General features: G+C 70.2%; 15 protein-coding genes. 10 read left to right on the top strand and 5 right to left on the bottom strand.

Translation table 11 applies throughout. The features are described 5' to 3' along the window. Positions 1 to 107 precede the first annotated feature (107 nt). Both helR and ABZS61_RS03895 read right to left on the bottom strand, forming a co-directional pair. Positions 108 to 2,261: an RNA polymerase recycling motor ATPase HelR gene (gene helR, locus ABZS61_RS03900; RefSeq protein WP_356415643.1), complete on the bottom strand. Its 2,154-nt coding sequence runs from the start codon at positions 2,259 to 2,261 to the stop codon at positions 108 to 110. Between the two features lie 192 nt (positions 2,262 to 2,453). Next, positions 2,454 to 2,612 (bottom strand): hypothetical protein, encoded by a 159-nt coding sequence (locus tag ABZS61_RS03895; protein WP_356415641.1) that lies wholly within the window; start codon positions 2,610 to 2,612, stop codon positions 2,454 to 2,456. A gap of 337 nt (positions 2,613 to 2,949) precedes the next feature. Between ABZS61_RS03895 and ABZS61_RS03890 the strand changes: the two genes are divergently transcribed. Further along, the gene (locus tag ABZS61_RS03890) at positions 2,950 to 3,501 is read left to right on the top strand and encodes a helix-turn-helix domain-containing protein (RefSeq protein WP_356415637.1); all 552 of its coding nucleotides are present in this window, start codon (positions 2,950 to 2,952) and stop codon (positions 3,499 to 3,501) included. Then, positions 3,498 to 5,042 (top strand): MFS transporter, encoded by a 1,545-nt coding sequence (locus ABZS61_RS03885; RefSeq protein WP_356415634.1) that lies wholly within the window; start codon positions 3,498 to 3,500, stop codon positions 5,040 to 5,042. The genes ABZS61_RS03890 and ABZS61_RS03885 overlap by 4 nt, the downstream gene beginning before the upstream one ends. Positions 5,043 to 5,169: 127 nt before the next feature. Here ABZS61_RS03885 and ABZS61_RS03880 read toward each other — a convergent pair whose 3' ends face one another. Beyond that, complete coding sequence (locus ABZS61_RS03880) at positions 5,170 to 5,841, bottom strand: lysophospholipid acyltransferase family protein (RefSeq protein WP_356415631.1); 672 nt, start codon at positions 5,839 to 5,841, stop codon at positions 5,170 to 5,172. A 370-nt stretch (positions 5,842 to 6,211) separates the two neighbouring features. Between ABZS61_RS03880 and ABZS61_RS03875 the strand changes: the two genes are divergently transcribed. The 3 genes from ABZS61_RS03875 to ABZS61_RS03865 all read left to right on the top strand — a co-directional run bounded on the left by ABZS61_RS03875 (position 6,212) and on the right by ABZS61_RS03865 (position 8,576). Continuing rightward, positions 6,212 to 7,381, top strand: coding sequence for a glycerophosphodiester phosphodiesterase (locus ABZS61_RS03875; protein WP_356415628.1), 1,170 nt, complete (start codon positions 6,212 to 6,214; stop codon positions 7,379 to 7,381). Positions 7,382 to 7,474: 93 nt separating this feature from the next. Next, the gene (locus tag ABZS61_RS03870) at positions 7,475 to 8,026 is read left to right on the top strand and encodes a sigma-70 family RNA polymerase sigma factor (RefSeq protein WP_356415625.1); all 552 of its coding nucleotides are present in this window, start codon (positions 7,475 to 7,477) and stop codon (positions 8,024 to 8,026) included. A 46-nt stretch (positions 8,027 to 8,072) separates the two neighbouring features. Beyond that, positions 8,073 to 8,576 (top strand): GNAT family N-acetyltransferase, encoded by a 504-nt coding sequence (locus ABZS61_RS03865; protein ID WP_356415623.1) that lies wholly within the window; start codon positions 8,073 to 8,075, stop codon positions 8,574 to 8,576. A 22-nt stretch (positions 8,577 to 8,598) separates the two neighbouring features. Here ABZS61_RS03865 and ABZS61_RS03860 read toward each other — a convergent pair whose 3' ends face one another. Continuing rightward, positions 8,599 to 9,051 carry a hypothetical protein gene (locus ABZS61_RS03860; protein ID WP_356415620.1) on the bottom strand — a complete coding sequence of 151 codons (453 nt, stop codon included), beginning with the start codon at positions 9,049 to 9,051 and terminating at the stop codon, positions 8,599 to 8,601. A 2-nt stretch (positions 9,052 to 9,053) separates the two neighbouring features. Beyond that, positions 9,054 to 9,413 carry a hypothetical protein gene (locus ABZS61_RS03855; protein ID WP_356415617.1) on the bottom strand — a complete coding sequence of 120 codons (360 nt, stop codon included), beginning with the start codon at positions 9,411 to 9,413 and terminating at the stop codon, positions 9,054 to 9,056. Between the two features lie 621 nt (positions 9,414 to 10,034). On the opposite strand from ABZS61_RS03855, the gene ABZS61_RS03850 reads away from it, so the two are divergent. From ABZS61_RS03850 to cbiE, 5 genes are all read left to right on the top strand, one after another. After that, positions 10,035 to 11,105 carry an ATP-binding cassette domain-containing protein gene (locus tag ABZS61_RS03850; protein WP_356415614.1) on the top strand — a complete coding sequence of 357 codons (1,071 nt, stop codon included), beginning with the start codon at positions 10,035 to 10,037 and terminating at the stop codon, positions 11,103 to 11,105. Beyond that, entirely contained in the window at positions 11,102 to 11,770 is a 669-nt protein-coding gene (locus ABZS61_RS03845) for a methionine ABC transporter permease (RefSeq protein ID WP_356415610.1), read from the top strand. The genes ABZS61_RS03850 and ABZS61_RS03845 overlap by 4 nt, the downstream gene beginning before the upstream one ends. 72 nt (positions 11,771 to 11,842) lie before the next feature. Continuing rightward, entirely contained in the window at positions 11,843 to 12,709 is an 867-nt protein-coding gene (locus ABZS61_RS03840; RefSeq protein ID WP_356415607.1) for a MetQ/NlpA family ABC transporter substrate-binding protein, read from the top strand. Between the two features lie 102 nt (positions 12,710 to 12,811). Continuing rightward, on the top strand, positions 12,812 to 13,498 hold the full coding sequence (locus tag ABZS61_RS03835) for a GNAT family N-acetyltransferase (protein ID WP_356415604.1): 687 nt from the start codon (positions 12,812 to 12,814) through the stop codon (positions 13,496 to 13,498). Between the two features lie 122 nt (positions 13,499 to 13,620). Then, entirely contained in the window at positions 13,621 to 14,847 is a 1,227-nt protein-coding gene (cbiE, locus tag ABZS61_RS03830; protein WP_356415601.1) for a precorrin-6y C5,15-methyltransferase (decarboxylating) subunit CbiE, read from the top strand. Positions 14,848 to 14,952 lie beyond the last annotated feature (105 nt).

Here is a 14,952-nt window from a genome sequence, read left to right as displayed (position 1 = left end):
CCGTCCGCCCGGTCGCACGGGCCCGCACCGCCGGCGGCGGGAACCGCCGGCAGTACGGGTGGAGCGCACGTCTGCCCGCTGCCCACCGTCCGTCAGGCGGGGCGGCGTCAGGAGCTCGTGAGGATGACGAGCTGCTGGGTCGCCCGGGTCATGGCGACATAGCGGTCGACCGCTCCTTCGACGCCCTTGCCGAACTCCTCCGGGTCGACGAGGACGACCAGGTCGAACTCGAGCCCCTTCGACAGCTCCGGGGTCAACGACCGGACCCGGGACGTCGAGCGGAATGCCGGATCGCCGATGACGCAGGCGATCCCTTCGGCGTGCTCGGCGAGCCAGGTGTCGAGGACCGGCCTCAGCTCCGAAGCGGATCCGTGGACGACGGGGACGTCGCTGCTCCGGATGGAGACCGGAACGTTGGCGTCCGGGAGCACGGCCCGGATGACGGGCTCGGCCTCTGCCATGATCTGCTCCGGCGTCCGGTAGTTGATGCTCAGGGACGCCAGGTTGATCCGGTCGAGCCCGACCCGCTCGAGCCGTTCCTGCCACGACTCCGTGAACCCGTGCCTGGCCTGGGCGCGGTCCCCGACGATGGTGAAACTGCGGGACGGGCACCGGAGCAGCAGCATCTGCCACTCCGCGTCGGTCAGTTCCTGAGCCTCGTCCACGACGACGTGGGCGAACGGGCCGGCGAGCAGGTCCGGTTCGGTGCCCGGCAGCGCGCTCGCGTCGATCAGTGAGTCCTGCAGGTCCCGGCCTTGCAGCATCCCCAGCGCGCCCTCGCTCTCGTCGATCACCATGTTCTGCAGCAGGCTGGTGATGGACTCGGCCCTGCGCTCGCGTTCGTCGGCGACAGCGGCCTCGTTCCGCCGCCTGCGCCGCGCCGCCTCGGGGTCGCCGACCCGCTGCCGGGCCGCGTCCAGGATCGGCAGGTCGGACACGGTCCAGGCCTGGGCGTCCCTGCGCTGCAACTGCTTCACGTCATCGGGGCCGAGCCAGGGAGCGCACTTGCGCAAGTAGGCGGGTACGGACCACAGGTCTCCGACGAGGTCGGCCGCTTCGAGCAGCGGCCACGCCCGGTCGAAGGCCGTGAGCAGTTCCCTGTTCCGCAGCAGCGACCTGCGCAGCAGGTACTCCGAGCCGTCGCCGTCGTACTTGTCCACCAGGATCGTGAGCAGTTCCTCCCAGACCTGGTCGCGCGCCTCGTTGTGCGGGGCACCGGGTCCTGCCGCTTCGAACGCCACGGCCCAGTCGGCGGCGGTCAGCCGGATGTCGGACCACTGGGTCGTGACCGTCATCCCCTCGGCCGGCGGCTCCTCGTAGAAGCTGACGGCCGTCTCCACCGCCTTCACGAGGCTCGCTGACGACTTCAGGCGGGCCACGTCCGGGTCGGTCTCCACGGCCGCCGCTGCTCCTTCGGTGACCAGATCCCGCAGGGTGCAGGTCTGCACGCCCTCCTCCCCGAGGCTGGGCAGGACGTCGGCGACGTAGCCGAGGTAGGGCTGGTGCGGACCGACGAACAGGACGCCGCCCCGGCGGTGACCGAGGCGGGGGTCGGAGTAGAGGAGGTAGGCGGACCGGTGAAGGGCGACGACGGTCTTCCCCGTACCCGGACCTCCGTCGACGACGAGGGCGCCACGCGATCCCGCGCGGATGATGGCGTCCTGGTCGGCCTGGATGGTGCCGAGCACATCCCGCATCCGCGGCGACCGGTTGCTGCCGAGGCCCGCGATGAACGCGGACTGGTCGTCGAGCGCGGCGTGCCCGGCGAAGCCGTCCGGGGTGAACACCTCGTCCCAGTAGTCGCTGATGCGGCCGCTCGTCCAGCGGTACCTGCGGCGGCTCGCCAGACCCATCGGGTTGCCGTGGGTGGCCCCGAAGAACGGTTCGGCCGCGGGGGAGCGCCAGTCGAGCAGCAGTCGGCGACCCGAGCTGTCCGTCAGGCCGAGGCGGCCGATGTACACCGGCTCGGAGGCGTCCGCACCGACGATGTGCCCGAGGCACAGGTCCCTGCCGAAGCGACGCAGTGTGCGCAGACGGGCGGTCAGCCGGTGGATCTCGCTGTCCCGGTCCATGGCCTGCCGGCCGAGGCCGCCGGGAGTCCTTCGTTCGGCGGCGAGACGGTCGGACAGTTCCGCGATCGACTGCTCGAGGCACTCCGCGATGGCGGCGAAGTGCTGCTCGTCGCCGCCGATCAGTGCCGGGTCGGCCTTGGGGGAGAGGCGGTCGGGAAGGTCGAATGCGCTGGTGGTCAGCGGGTTCACGGCGTTTGGCTCCGATCTGAGGTCGCTTGCAACCATTGCGCGCAGCAAGGTGCCTGGACCGGCGTGAAGAATCTGGTGGCCGTGGCGGGCAACGGCCACCGGGGTGTCGAGGTCTGGCGCTCCGGGCTTCCAGGCTTCTGGACTTCTTGGCTTCTTGGCTTCCTGGGTTCTGGGCCGCCGTTCCCGCGCGGCCTACGCGCACATCGAGTGCCCTTCGTCGGCCACCCGTCCGGCCCAGTACGGACGGGGTACCACCGCCGGAGGAGCACCGGAGCGAGTGGCCGTCACCGCGAGTCCCATCAGCGGTTCGGCATCCCCGCCCGATCCGTCCGCCGACGACAGCACGCGCACGTCGTGGCTCCCCCATTTCCGCAGGTACTGGCTTCGGCGGATGATTCTGCGGCATGACGGGGGCCTTGCCGCAAGGCCCCCTGTGCGCTATATGTTGAGAGTGGAAAGGAGTGGGTACTCCTCTTTCCCCCCGTCCGTCCGCTCCGGACCGACGACCTCTTCGCGAATCCGCGGTGTACAGGGTACGACGGTGCCTCGGCCCAGGGGATCTCCCGTCGGCCTGCGGATGCGGCCGCGGATCGAGAAGTTCTTCATGATGCCCGCAACGATGCGGGGCTGCGACACGGCTCGACCTTGCTGTGAGACATTCATGTCTCATACGGGTTAGTGTCGTCTCATGACTCTCGACCGTGAGCAGGTGCTGCGCAGCGCCGCCGCACTGCTGACCCGTAGATCAACTGCCACCATGGACGAGGTCGCCAAGGCCGCGGGCATCGGCCGCGCCACCCTGCACCGCCACTTCGCCGGTCGGGACGCGCTGGTCAGGGCGTTGGAGAACCTCGGTATCCAGGAATTCGAGGCCGCACTGGACGCCGCGGAGCTCGACGAGGGTACCGCCGAGGAAGGCCTGCGGCGCCTCGTCGCCGCCGTCGAGCCCGCTGCCGGGCTGCTGTCCTTCCTCGTCCACGAGAACCAGCTCTTCGAAGGCGATCAGGTGAACGAGGGCTGGAACCGGCTCGACGCACGGGTCTCCGCCTTCTTCCGGCGCGGCCAGGAGCGCGGCGAATTCCGGATCGACCTCACACCGGCCTGGCTGACCGAGGCCCTGTACGGGCTCATCGGTACCGGCGCATGGGCCGTACAGGCCGGGCGGGTCGCCGGACAGGACTTCCAGTACATGATCGTCGAGTTGCTGCTCGGCGGAGCACGCCGGAGCGTGGAGAAATGAGTAGCACCCCGTACCGCCCCGGCACCTCGGACGACCGGTACCACCCGGGGCGGTGGATCGCCCTGTCGGTCCTCGTCCTGGCCGTCCTGCTGGTGGCCGTCGACGCCACCGTCCTCGGCCTCGCCACCCCGTTCCTCACCGAGGACCTCGAACCGACCGGGACGCAGCTGCTCTGGATCGGTGACATCTACTCCTTCGTCATCGCCGGCCTTCTCGTCTCCATGGGCAGCCTCGGTGACCGCATCGGCCGCAAGAAGCTCCTGCTGACCGGGGCCACGGCGTTCGGTGCGGTCTCCGTGCTCAACGCCTATGCGAACAGTCCCGAGATGATGATCCTGGCCCGCGCGCTCCTGGGTGTCGCCGGCGCCACCCTGATGCCGTCCACGCTCGCCCTGATCCGGAACCTCTTCCACGACCCGCGCGAGCGAAGCTTCGCCATCGGCATCTGGGGTGCCATGGCGTCCGCGGGCGCGGCGGTCGGCCCGGTCATCGGTGGTGTGCTGCTCGAACACTTCTGGTGGGGCTCGGTCTTCCTGATCAACCTGCCGGTCATGGCGGTCCTCGTGGCCGTGGGCATCAAGATGATCCCGGAGTCGAAGAACCCCGAGCCGGGACCCTGGGACCTGCCCAGCGTGGGGCTCTCCCTCGTCGGCATGGTCGGCGTCGTGTACGCCGTCAAGGAACTGGCGGCGCACGGGATCAGCTGGGCCGTCGTCCTCTCGGCCGTCGGCGGCGGGCTCGCGCTCCTCTGGTTCGTACGACGGCAGTTCCGGCTCCCGTCACCCCTGCTGGACATGCGGCTCTTCCACCACCGGGGCTTCTCGGGCGCGGTCCTCGCCGACCTGCTGACCATCCTCGGCCTGTCCGGCCTGGTCTTCTTCCTCTCGCAGTTCCTGCAGCTGGTCCAGGGGCGCAGCCCACTGGAGGCCGGCCTCGCCGAACTGCCCGCGGCGATCGGCGCGGTGACCGCGGGGCTGCTCGCGGGCAGGGCGGCCAGACGTTTCTCGGTGCGTTCCGTTGTCACGGGCGGGCTGGGAGCGATCGGGCTGGCGCTCGCGGTGGTCACCCTCATCCACAAGGAGACCGCGTACCCGCTGCTCGGAGCCGTGCTCCTGGTGGTGGGCGTCGGCGCCGGATTCTCGTTCACCGTCACCGCCGACGTGATCCTCGGCAGCGTCCCCAAGGAGCACGCCGGCTCGGCGTCCGCCGTCTCCGAGACGGCGTACGAGCTCGGCGCGGCCCTCGGCATCGCGCTGCTCGGCTCCATCGTCACCAGCGTCTACCAGGGCTTCGGCACCCCGGAGGGAGTCCCGGCGGCCACCTCGGAGGCGGCCCACGAATCTCTCGGCGGTGCCGTGGAATCGGCGGAGACCCTGCCGGCCCAGCAGGCGGACGCGCTGGTCTGGGCCGCGCAGGAGGCGTTCGTCAACGGGCTGAGGGTCGCCGCCGCCGTCGGCGCCGTGGTGCTGCTGGCGACCGCCGTCGCCGCGTGGTACCTGCTGCGCGGCCAGAAACTGGAGGAAGGCATCGTGGAGGACTGACGTCCCTCGCGGCGGACGCAGGGTCCACCCGAGCGGCGGACACACGAAAGGGCCCGTACCCCGCCATCCGGGGTACGGGCCCTTTCAGGCCGGGCGCGGCCAGATCCGGCTGCCTCGGCCTTGGCCGTCAGGCTGCCTTGGCCTTCGTTGCGTACATGTCGACGTACTCCTGGCCGGACAGCCGCATCACCTCGGCCATCACCGAGTCCGTCACCGCCCGCAGCACATAGCGGTCGCGGTCCATGCCCTCGTAGCGCGAGAACTCCATCGGCTCACCGAAGCGGACCGTCACCTTGCCCGGCCGGGGCAGCCCGGCGCCGCCCGGCTGCAGCTTGTCCGTGCCGATCATCGCGAACGGCACCACCGGCGCACCCGTCATCAGCGTCAGCCTCGCGATGCCCGTACGGCCGCGGTAGAGCCGGCCGTCGGGGGAGCGAGTGCCCTCGGGGTAGATGGCGAAGGCGTTGCCCCCGTCCAGCACCCTGCGGCCCGTCATGAGGGCGGCGACGCCTCCACGGCCCCCGTCGCGGTCGACCGGGATCATTCCGCAGCCCGTGAAGAACCAGGCCATCAGACGGCCCTTGAGGCCCTTGCCGGTGACGTACTCGTCCTTGCCGATGTAGAACACCGGCCGGTCGCAGCAGATCGGCATGATCATCGAGTCGATGAACGTCAGATGGTTGCCCGCGAGAATCACCGGCCCGGTCCCCGGAATGTTCGTGGCGCCTTCCACCTGGGGGCGGAACATCAGGCGCAGGATCGGTCCGAGCACTGCCTTGATGACCGTGAGTCGGGACAACGCATCCTCCGGTGTTGTGGCCGGGCCGGCCGGGTCGGAAATTAAGAGGGTCTGTGCAGGTGAGGACGATACTCGCGGGTACCCCCGAATCGCACATCGGGTTCACCGAGTGGATACGCAGTGTTGACGTGTGTTTCCGCCATGTTCGTCCACGTGCCGCCCCACGGATGGCGTAGCTGCCTACGATCAAGCCACTCGAGCCTCTCGTACGGATGGGGCCGGGCTCGCGTGCCCTTTCACCTCGCCTCCTCGTCCTCGGGCAGCTCCTCCGCCCCGCGTTCCACGGCACCGGACCCCGGCCCGATCCGGCCTGATCCACACGGAAGACCCCGGCTCGACAGGTGCCGGACATCACATGCGAGGAGTACTCATGACAGAGCGTGCGCAGGGTCCCGGCCGGCGGACACTGCTGGGAGCGGCCGTCCTCGGTACGGCCGCCCTCGGACCGATCGGTGCGGCGAACGCGGCGGAGCACGGCCGGGCCGCACAGCGCGGCGGCCACGGCTCGTACCGGGACCTGCCCGTGCCGACCGTCATCGGCCACCGCGGCGCCAGCGGCTACCGGCCCGAGCACACCCTCGGCTCCTACCAGCTGGCCCTGGACATGGGCGCGCACATCGTCGAGCAGGACCTGGTGCCGACCAAGGACGGTCAACTCGTCTGCCGCCACGAGAACGACATCACCGGCACGACGGACGTCGCGGACCACCCCGGGTTCGCGGGCCGCAGGACCACCAAGACGGTCGACGGAGTCTCCCTCACCGGCTGGTTCACCGAAGACTTCACCCTCGCCGAGCTGAAGACGCTGCGCGCCAAGGAGCGGATCCCCGGCACCCGCCAGGAGAACACCCTCTACGACGGCCGCTGGGAGATCCCCACCTTCGAGGAGGTCCTGCGCTGGGCCGACCAGGAAGGGCGCAGGCGCAACAAGCCCGTCTGGCTGTACGTCGAGACCAAGCACCCCACGTACTTCCGCAGCCTCGGGCTCGGCCTGGAGGAGCCGCTGGCCCGACTGCTGCGCCGCCACAACCGGCACCGCGCGCACTCCCCGCTGATCCTGCAGTCCTTCGAACCGACCTCCGTGCAGCGGCTGTCGAAGCTCGTCGCCACGCCGCGCGTCGTCCTGCTGTCCGGACCCAAGGAGCGGCCCTGGGACCTCGTCGAGGCGGGCGACCCGCGCACCGTCGCCGACCTCGTGAAGCCCGCCGGGCTGACGTGGATCGCGTCCTTCGCACAGGGCATAGGCCCGACGCTGGACCTGGTCATCCCCAAGGACCCGGCGGGCCGGCTCACCACACCGACCACCCTGGTCCGGGACGCGCACGCGCGCGGCCTGATCCTGCACCCGTACACGATGCGCAACGAGAACTCCTTCCTGCCGGCGGACTTCCGGCGCGGCACGGACCCCAACGCGTACGGCGACGCCTTCGGCGCCTTCCGCACGTACTTCGCGGCCGGCATCGACGGGGTCTTCTCGGACAACCCGGACACCGCGCTGCTCGCGGCGGCCGACTTCGCCGGGGACGCCGCCGGCCACTGAGCCACCACCGTCAGCGGCCCGGCCGGGATGCCCCGGTCGGGTGGAGCTCCCCGTGCACGGCAACCGGCTGTGGACGGGGAGCGTTGACGGGGCATGACACTTCTCGACCAAGCTCCCGCGGGCCGGGGCCCGCTCGCACCGGCCGCTGTCGTCCGGGCCCTGCTCCCGCTGGTGCGCGCGGAGGCGACGGCCGAGGCCCCGGCCGCCCAGGTCGATCCGGCGGACCTGGAACAGGCCGTGTGGCTGCGGCTGCTGGAGCGGCCGGCAGGGCAGGGGGCACCCGCGGATCCCGCCCGCTGGGTCCGCGCCGCCGTGCGGGCGGAGGTGCGCCGGGCCCGCCGCAGAGCCCGGCGGGAGCGTGCGTACACCGCGGGCGAACCCCCGGGAGACTGGAGCGGCTGCCCGGAGCGCCTCGCCCTGGGGGCGGACGAACGCCGGTTGCTGCGTGCGGCAGTGGACCGGCTGCCCGGGCGGTGCCCCCGTCTGCTGGCCGCGATGCTCGCTCCCCACGATCCGACCTACCGGGAAATCGCAGGGGAGTTGGGTATGTCACAGGGAAGCTTGGGCCCGATCCGTTCCCGATGCCTTGGATGTCTGCGCAGAATGCTCGCGGCGGAGGTTGTAGCTCCTGAAGTGCGGGGATAGGAGCGGTAGACAACCGGCGGACCAGGTGAGCGGGAGGCATGCACACATGGGCACGAGCGTGACCATCTCGGCGGCGACAGCACAGGACGTCGAGCAGATCTTCAAGCTTCAGTACCTCTGTTTCCAGAGGGAGGCGGAGCTCTACGGCAACTACCGGATCGACCCACTCATCCAGACCCTCGAATCGGTACGCGGCGAAGTCGCCACTGACCTGGTGTTCGTGGCCCGGCTCGGTGAGGAAGTCGTCGGTTCGGTACGCGGCTTCACCGACGGGGACAGCACCGGCCTCATCGGCAAACTCTGCGTCCACCCCCGGCTCCAGGGGCACGGCCTCGGCGCACGCCTGCTGCGCGCCGCGGAATCGGGCCTGGCCGACGCGCGTTCGGCCAGGCGCTTCCGGCTGCACACCGGAGAGCGCAGCGAGGCGAACCTGCGGCTCTACAGCAAGGCCGGCTACTCCAGGGTGGGCAACGCCACCGGCGAGGACGGCGTCCGTCTGATCCTGCTGGAGAAGGACGCTTCCGCACCGGCCTACGCGGCCAGTGCCTGAAGGACCGCAGCAGGCCTGACAGTCATGCGTTCCGTGCGCGGCGCAGCCAGATCATCCCGGTGACCGGCAGGATCACCGGGATGAACAGGTATCCCATGCCGAAGTCCGACCACACCGTGGCATCGGGGAACGCGGACGGCTCCACCAGGGTCCAGGTGCCGATGACCAGCACCCCCGCGAGTTCGGCGGCGCAGCACACCAGCGCCGCCCTGCGCGCCTTTTCTCCGCCCCGCACCAGCGAGTACGTGATGAAGCCGTATACGAGGGCGGCGACGGCGGACAGTACGTAGGCCAGCGGCGCCCTGTCGAAGTCCAGGATCATCTGGACGATCGAGCGGGACGCGGCGGCCACGGTGAACACCCCGTAGAACCAGACCAGTACGCGCCCGGGTCCGGTGCCGAGCTCGAACTGCGGCTTCGGGCCCGCGGGTGCGGAGGGAACGCCGGATTCGCCGGTGCGGTCGGTGTCGGTCACGGTCAGTTTCCCCAGATGTCGTAGAGCCGTACTTCGAGCACGGCCAGCACGACCGCGCCCGCCGCAACCGTCACCGAACCCCAGCGGGTCCGCTCGCTCAGCGACAGGAAGCCCGCCGCAGGCACGGCCGCGAAGGCGCCGATCAGATAGGCGATGAAGATCGTCATGCCCTGGTCGGGCCGCTCGCCCCGGGCCATCTGCACGATCCCCACCAGCAGCTGGGCCAGCGCCAGCACGGAGACGACGGCCATCCCGATGAAGTGCCAGTCCTTCGTGGGCTGGTCCCGGTAGGCGGCGTAACCGCACCAGGCGGCGAGGGCGAGCGCGGTCACGGCGACCGCGACCGTCAGGGCGTCAAGCATGCAGTGAGGGTATTACGGACTCCAGGACCCGCTGCGTGCGGGCCCGGCCCCCCGGACGGGCACCGGAGTCCGGACCGGCCCGGCGTCCGCACTTCGTGGCCTTGACCACAGCACGCGCCCGGCAAGGGCGTGCCGAGTACCTGCCGGGTGCGGCGGAGGCGGTATGCGTACCCCGTATCGCTGCAGGTCAGGGCGGTGCTCCTGAGAGACAGGGCCGGAGGCCGAGTGGCGCGGACCGACCATCCACGGCTGTCCGCTATCCGGACAGCTGGATCTTCCGGAACGTCACGTCTGTTTTACTGGGGCCCATGACCACGACGAGCAACCGCATCCCTGCGACCGAGGCGATCACCACGCCCGGTGCTCGTTGTATGTGTCGAATGCGCGCCTTCTGAGGGCCCCCGCCTGAGTCTCGCGCCCCGAAGCGAGACCGAGCCCGCGCCGTCCGTAGCCAACGGATTGAGCACGCCCGGGCATGCCGCGCCCCGTCCACCGACGGGCCCTGGCCGTGCCGAGACTCCCACCGGTCGACCACGAGACCACCGAGAACAGTCTCTTCAGATGAATGCCCCGTGCCCGGCGGACACCGCGCCGTGCACTCGACAGTGACGGAACCCCCCTGTGATCACCACTTCGGGCCTCACGAAGGTCTACCAGTCACGCGGCCGTGAGGTCACGGCCCTGGACGGCGTGGACCTCCATGTCCGCGAAGGCGAGGTCTACGGCGTCATCGGACAGAGCGGCGCCGGAAAGTCCTCCCTCATCCGCTGCGTCAACCTGCTGGAACGCCCCACCGCCGGCACCGTGACCGTCGCCGGCCAGGACCTCACCGCCCTCGCGGGCCGCGGCAAGCGGGCCGGCAAGGAACTGCGCGAGGCACGCAGCCGTATCGGCATGGTCTTCCAGCACTTCAACCTGTTGGCCTCACGCACCGTCCTCGGCAACGTCGAGCTGCCCCTGGAGATCCTCGGCGTCTCCGGCCAGGCCCGCACCCGCAAGGCACGCGAGCTCCTCGACCTCGTCGGACTCGCCGACAAGGCGAAGGCCTACCCGGGCCAGCTCTCCGGCGGTCAGAAGCAGCGTGTCGGCATCGCCCGCGCCCTGGCCGGCGACCCGAAGGTGCTGCTCTCCGACGAGGCGACCTCCGCCCTCGACCCCGAGACCACCCGCTCCATCCTGCAGCTGCTGCGCGACCTCAACCAGGAGCTCGGCCTCACCGTCCTGCTCATCACGCACGAGATGGACGTCGTCAAGACGATCTGCGACTCGGCCGCGCTGATGAGGAAGGGCCGCATCGTCGAGTCGGGCACCGTCGGCACACTGCTGGCCACGCCCGGCTCGGAGCTGGCCCACGAGCTCTTCCCCGTAGGGGGCACGGCCTCCGGCCCCGACTGCACGGTCGTCGACGTCACCTTCCACGGCGAGGCGGCTGCCCGGCCCCTGATCTCGCAGCTCTCCCGGACGTACAACGTCGACATCTCGATCCTGGGCGCCGCGATGGACACCGTCGGCGGCAGGCAGATCGGCCGGATGCGCATCGAACTGCCCGGCCGGTTCGAGGAGAACGTCGTCCCGATCGGCTTCCTGCGCGAGCAGGGCCTCCAGGCCGAGATCGTGGACGGCGGCCCCGTCGGCACCACCACCGTCCTCGCACAGACCCCCGCCCCGCTCACCAAGGAGGTGGCGAAGTGACCTGGTCCGAAATGCAGCCACTGCTCACCCAGGGAACCATCGACACGCTCTACATGGTGCTGTGGTCCGCGGTCGTCACGGTCCTCGGCGGACTGCCGCTCGGCGTTCTGCTGGTCCTCACCGACAAGGGCGGGCTGCTCCAGAACACCGTGGTCAACAAGGTCATCGGCGTGATCGTGAACATCGGCCGCTCGCTGCCCTTCATCATCCTGCTGATCGCCCTGATCCCCTTCACCACCTGGGTCGTCGGCACCTTCATCGGCCCGTCGGCGATGATCGTGCCGCTCGCTGTCGGCGCCATCCCGTTCTTCGCGCGCCTCGTCGAGACGGCGATCCGCGAGGTCGACCACGGGCTCGTCGAAGCCGTCCAGTCGATGGGGGGATCCATCCCCACGATCGTCCGCAAGGTACTGCTCCCGCAGGCGCTGCCCTCCATCGTCTCCGGTGTGACCACCACCGTCATCGTGCTCATCGGCTACTCCGCGATGGCCGGCGCGGTCGGCGGCGAAGGGCTCGGCTCCAAGGCCGTCACCTACGGATTCCAGCGCTTCGACAACCAGTTCATGCTCATCACCGTCGTGCTGCTGATCGTCATCGTGACCCTGATCCAGCTGATCGGCGACGGAGCCGTACGCCTGCTGGCCCGCCGGGGCCGCACCTCCTGACTTCTCCTCCCCAAGAAGCCCGAACTCCTTGTCCGGGCGCACCACCATCACCACCGGAAAGAGGCACTCTTCGTGCGTAGGAACATCAAGATCACCGCTGCAGCCGCCGCCACCGCCGCCCTCGCCTTCGGCCTCAGCGCCTGCGGTACGGACTCCGACCCGGCCGCCAAGGGCGAGACCGGCGCCAACGCCGACACCTCCAAGGCCCTCGTCGTCGCCGCGTCCCCGACGCCGCACGCCGACATCCTGAACTTCGTCAAGGAGAACCTGGCGGACAAGGCGGGCCTCAAGCTCGAGGTCAAGGAATTCACGGACTACGTCCTGCCGAACACCGCCACGGAGAACGGCCAGGTCGACGCCAACTTCTTCCAGCACAAGCCGTACCTGGACGACTTCAACAAGAAGCAGAAGACGCACATCGTCCCGGTCGTCAACGTGCACCTGGAGCCCCTCGGCCTGTACTCCGACAAGGTCAAGGACGTCAAGGACATCAAGGCCGGCCAGACGGTCGCCGTGCCCAACGACACCACCAACGAGGGCCGCGCGCTCCAGCTGCTCGCCGAGAACGGGCTGATCACCCTCAAGGACGGCGTCGGCACCAGCGCCAAGCTCAGCGACATCACGGACAGGAAGGGGCTGGAGTTCAAGGAGCTGGAGGCCGCAACCGTGCCCCGCGCCCTGAACGACGTCGACGCCGCCGTCATCAACGGCAACTACGCCATCGAGGCCGACCTGAAGCCGGGCAAGGACTCGCTGGTGCTGGAGAGCGCCGACGGCAACCCGTACGCCAACTTCCTCGCCGTCAAGGAAGGAAACGAGAAGGACGCCCGCGTCCAGAAGCTCGTGAAGCTCCTCAACTCCGACGAGGTCAAGAAGTTCATCGAGGACACCTACCAGGGCTCGATCGTTCCCGCCTTCGGAGTGCCCGCCAAGTCCTGACCTCCCGGGGTCACTTGCGTCACGAGCCCCGCACACCCCGACCGGGGGGTGCGGGGCTCCGCCGTGCGGACCCGGCCATGCACATCAACGGCCCGATGCTGCATGCTGTGCCTTTACACGGTCTTCGGCATGGAGCTGCGCATGAATACCACCTTCCCGTCCATCTCCATCAGCACGGACAGGTTGGTGCTGCGCCCCTTCGACATGGCGGACATCCCCGCGTACATCGAAATGATGAACGACGAGCTGGTCACCGCCTGGACCGATGCGCCACACCCCTACACCCAGGTCGACGCGGAACGGTGGGTCCGCAGGATCGCTCCCGCCGAGCGCACCCAGGGCAACGGCATCGTCTTCGCCGTCACCGAATTCCTCACCCAGCGCCTCGTCGGCTCCGTCCGGCTCCTCAACACCGACTGGCGCACCCTGGCGTCCGAAGTCGGCTACATCACCGCCCCCTGGGCGCGGGGCGAGGGATACGCCACCGAATCCGTCCTGGCCCTCGCCGAGTGGCTCTTCCGCGACCAGGGCTTCGAGCGCATCGAGCTGCGCACGCCCGCCGACAACACCGCCTCCCAGCAGGTCGCCCAGAAGCTGGGCTGCATCAGCGAGGGAGTGCTGCGCAACGCACGGATAGCGCGCACCCGGACCGAGAACGGCACGGACGGCGGCTGGACGGACATCAGGACCGACCTGATCGTCTGGGGGCTCCTCCCGGAGGACCTCGAAGGCGTCGCCGAGCAGCTGGCCGACGCGGGCGGTTACGGCACCTACAACGACTGGAACTGACGGCCTCCTCCGAACTCCAGGAAGCCGCTGGCCGGCCCTTGGTACGGACCGGATACGCTCACCCTTGCTCCGCCACTCCCGCGCAGAGCCCACGCCTGCGACACACCAGGAGACTGACGACGATGGCCGACCGGGTCACGGTGATCGGCTGGGACGGCTCGCCACTGACCAGAGCTGCCACGGCCGCGCTCTCGGCCGCCACGCTCGTCGCCGGAGCCGCCCACCACCTGGCGCTCCCCGAAGTCCCCGGAAGCGCCGAACGGATCCGCCTCGGCAGCATCGACCTGGCCGCCCGCAGGATCGCCGGCCACCGCGGCAGCGCCGTGGTCCTCGCCGACGGCGATCCCGGCTTCTTCGGGGTCGTACGCACCCTGCACGCACCCGAACACGGCCTCGAGGTCGAAGTCGTCCCCGCGGTCTCCTCGGTCGCCGCCGCCTTCGCCCGCGCGGGAATGCCCTGGGACGACGCCCAGGTCGTCGTGGCCCACCCGCGCACCCTGCGCCGCGCGGTCAACGTCTGCCGCGCCCACCACAAGGTCGCGGTCCTCACCTCCCCGGGCGCGGGACCCGCCGAGCTCGCCCTGCTCATGGAAGGCGTCCACCGCACCTTCGTGATCTGCGAGGAGCTCGGCACAGAACGCGAACGGGTCACCGTCCTCACCTCCGACAAGACCGCCGACCACACCTGGCGCGACCCGAACGTCGTCATCGTCATCGGCGGCGGGCCCGAGAGTCCCGCCACCGGCGCCTGGATCGCCGGCCGTGAGCCGGTCCACCCCCGGGGAGCCCGCGGCTGGGCCCTGCCGGCCGGCACCTACGGCCCTGTCGGGGCGGAGCCCGGCGAAGGCGAGTCGCCCGGCCTGCGGGCCGCCCAGCTGGCCCGCCTCGGCCCGCGCACCGGCGACCTGGTCTGGGACATCGGCAGCGGCAGCGGCGCCCTCGCGGTGGAGGCCGCCCGCTTCGGCGCGGCGGTCCTGGCCGTGGACAGTGACCCGGACGCCTGTACCCGTACGACGGCAGCGGCCCGGACCTTCCAGGTCCCGGTCCAGGTCGTCCACGGCCGGGCCCCGCACGTCCTCGAACGCCTGCCCGAGCCCGATGTCGTACGGATAGGCGGCGGCGGCGTTCCCGTGGTCACCGCCGTCGCCGCCCGGCGCCCGGAGCGCATCGTCACCCATGCCTCCACCCGGGACGAGGCCGAAGCCCTCGGGGCGGCACTCACGGAGAACGGCTACACCGTCGAGTGCGCACTGCTCCAGTCCGTCGAACTCGACACCTCTGCCTGGGTCGAGCGCGAACGGTCCGTCGTGTTCCTGCTCTCCGCGCTTCGTTCCGACCTCGCCCCCTGAGGTGCTCGCCACGGAGCGCGAGGTAGGCTGACCGATTGTTGTACCGCGCCCGGCCGTTCGTCGCTTCGTTCGTCAATGTCCGGAAAAGTGGCCCGTTTTGGTCCG

The organism is Streptomyces sp. NPDC005566 (genome assembly GCF_040605575.1).
Classification (GTDB): Bacteria; Actinomycetota; Actinomycetes; order Streptomycetales; family Streptomycetaceae; genus Streptomyces.
Note: the sequence above shows the minus strand (reverse complement) of the source record. Positions and strands in the feature narration are given on the sequence as shown.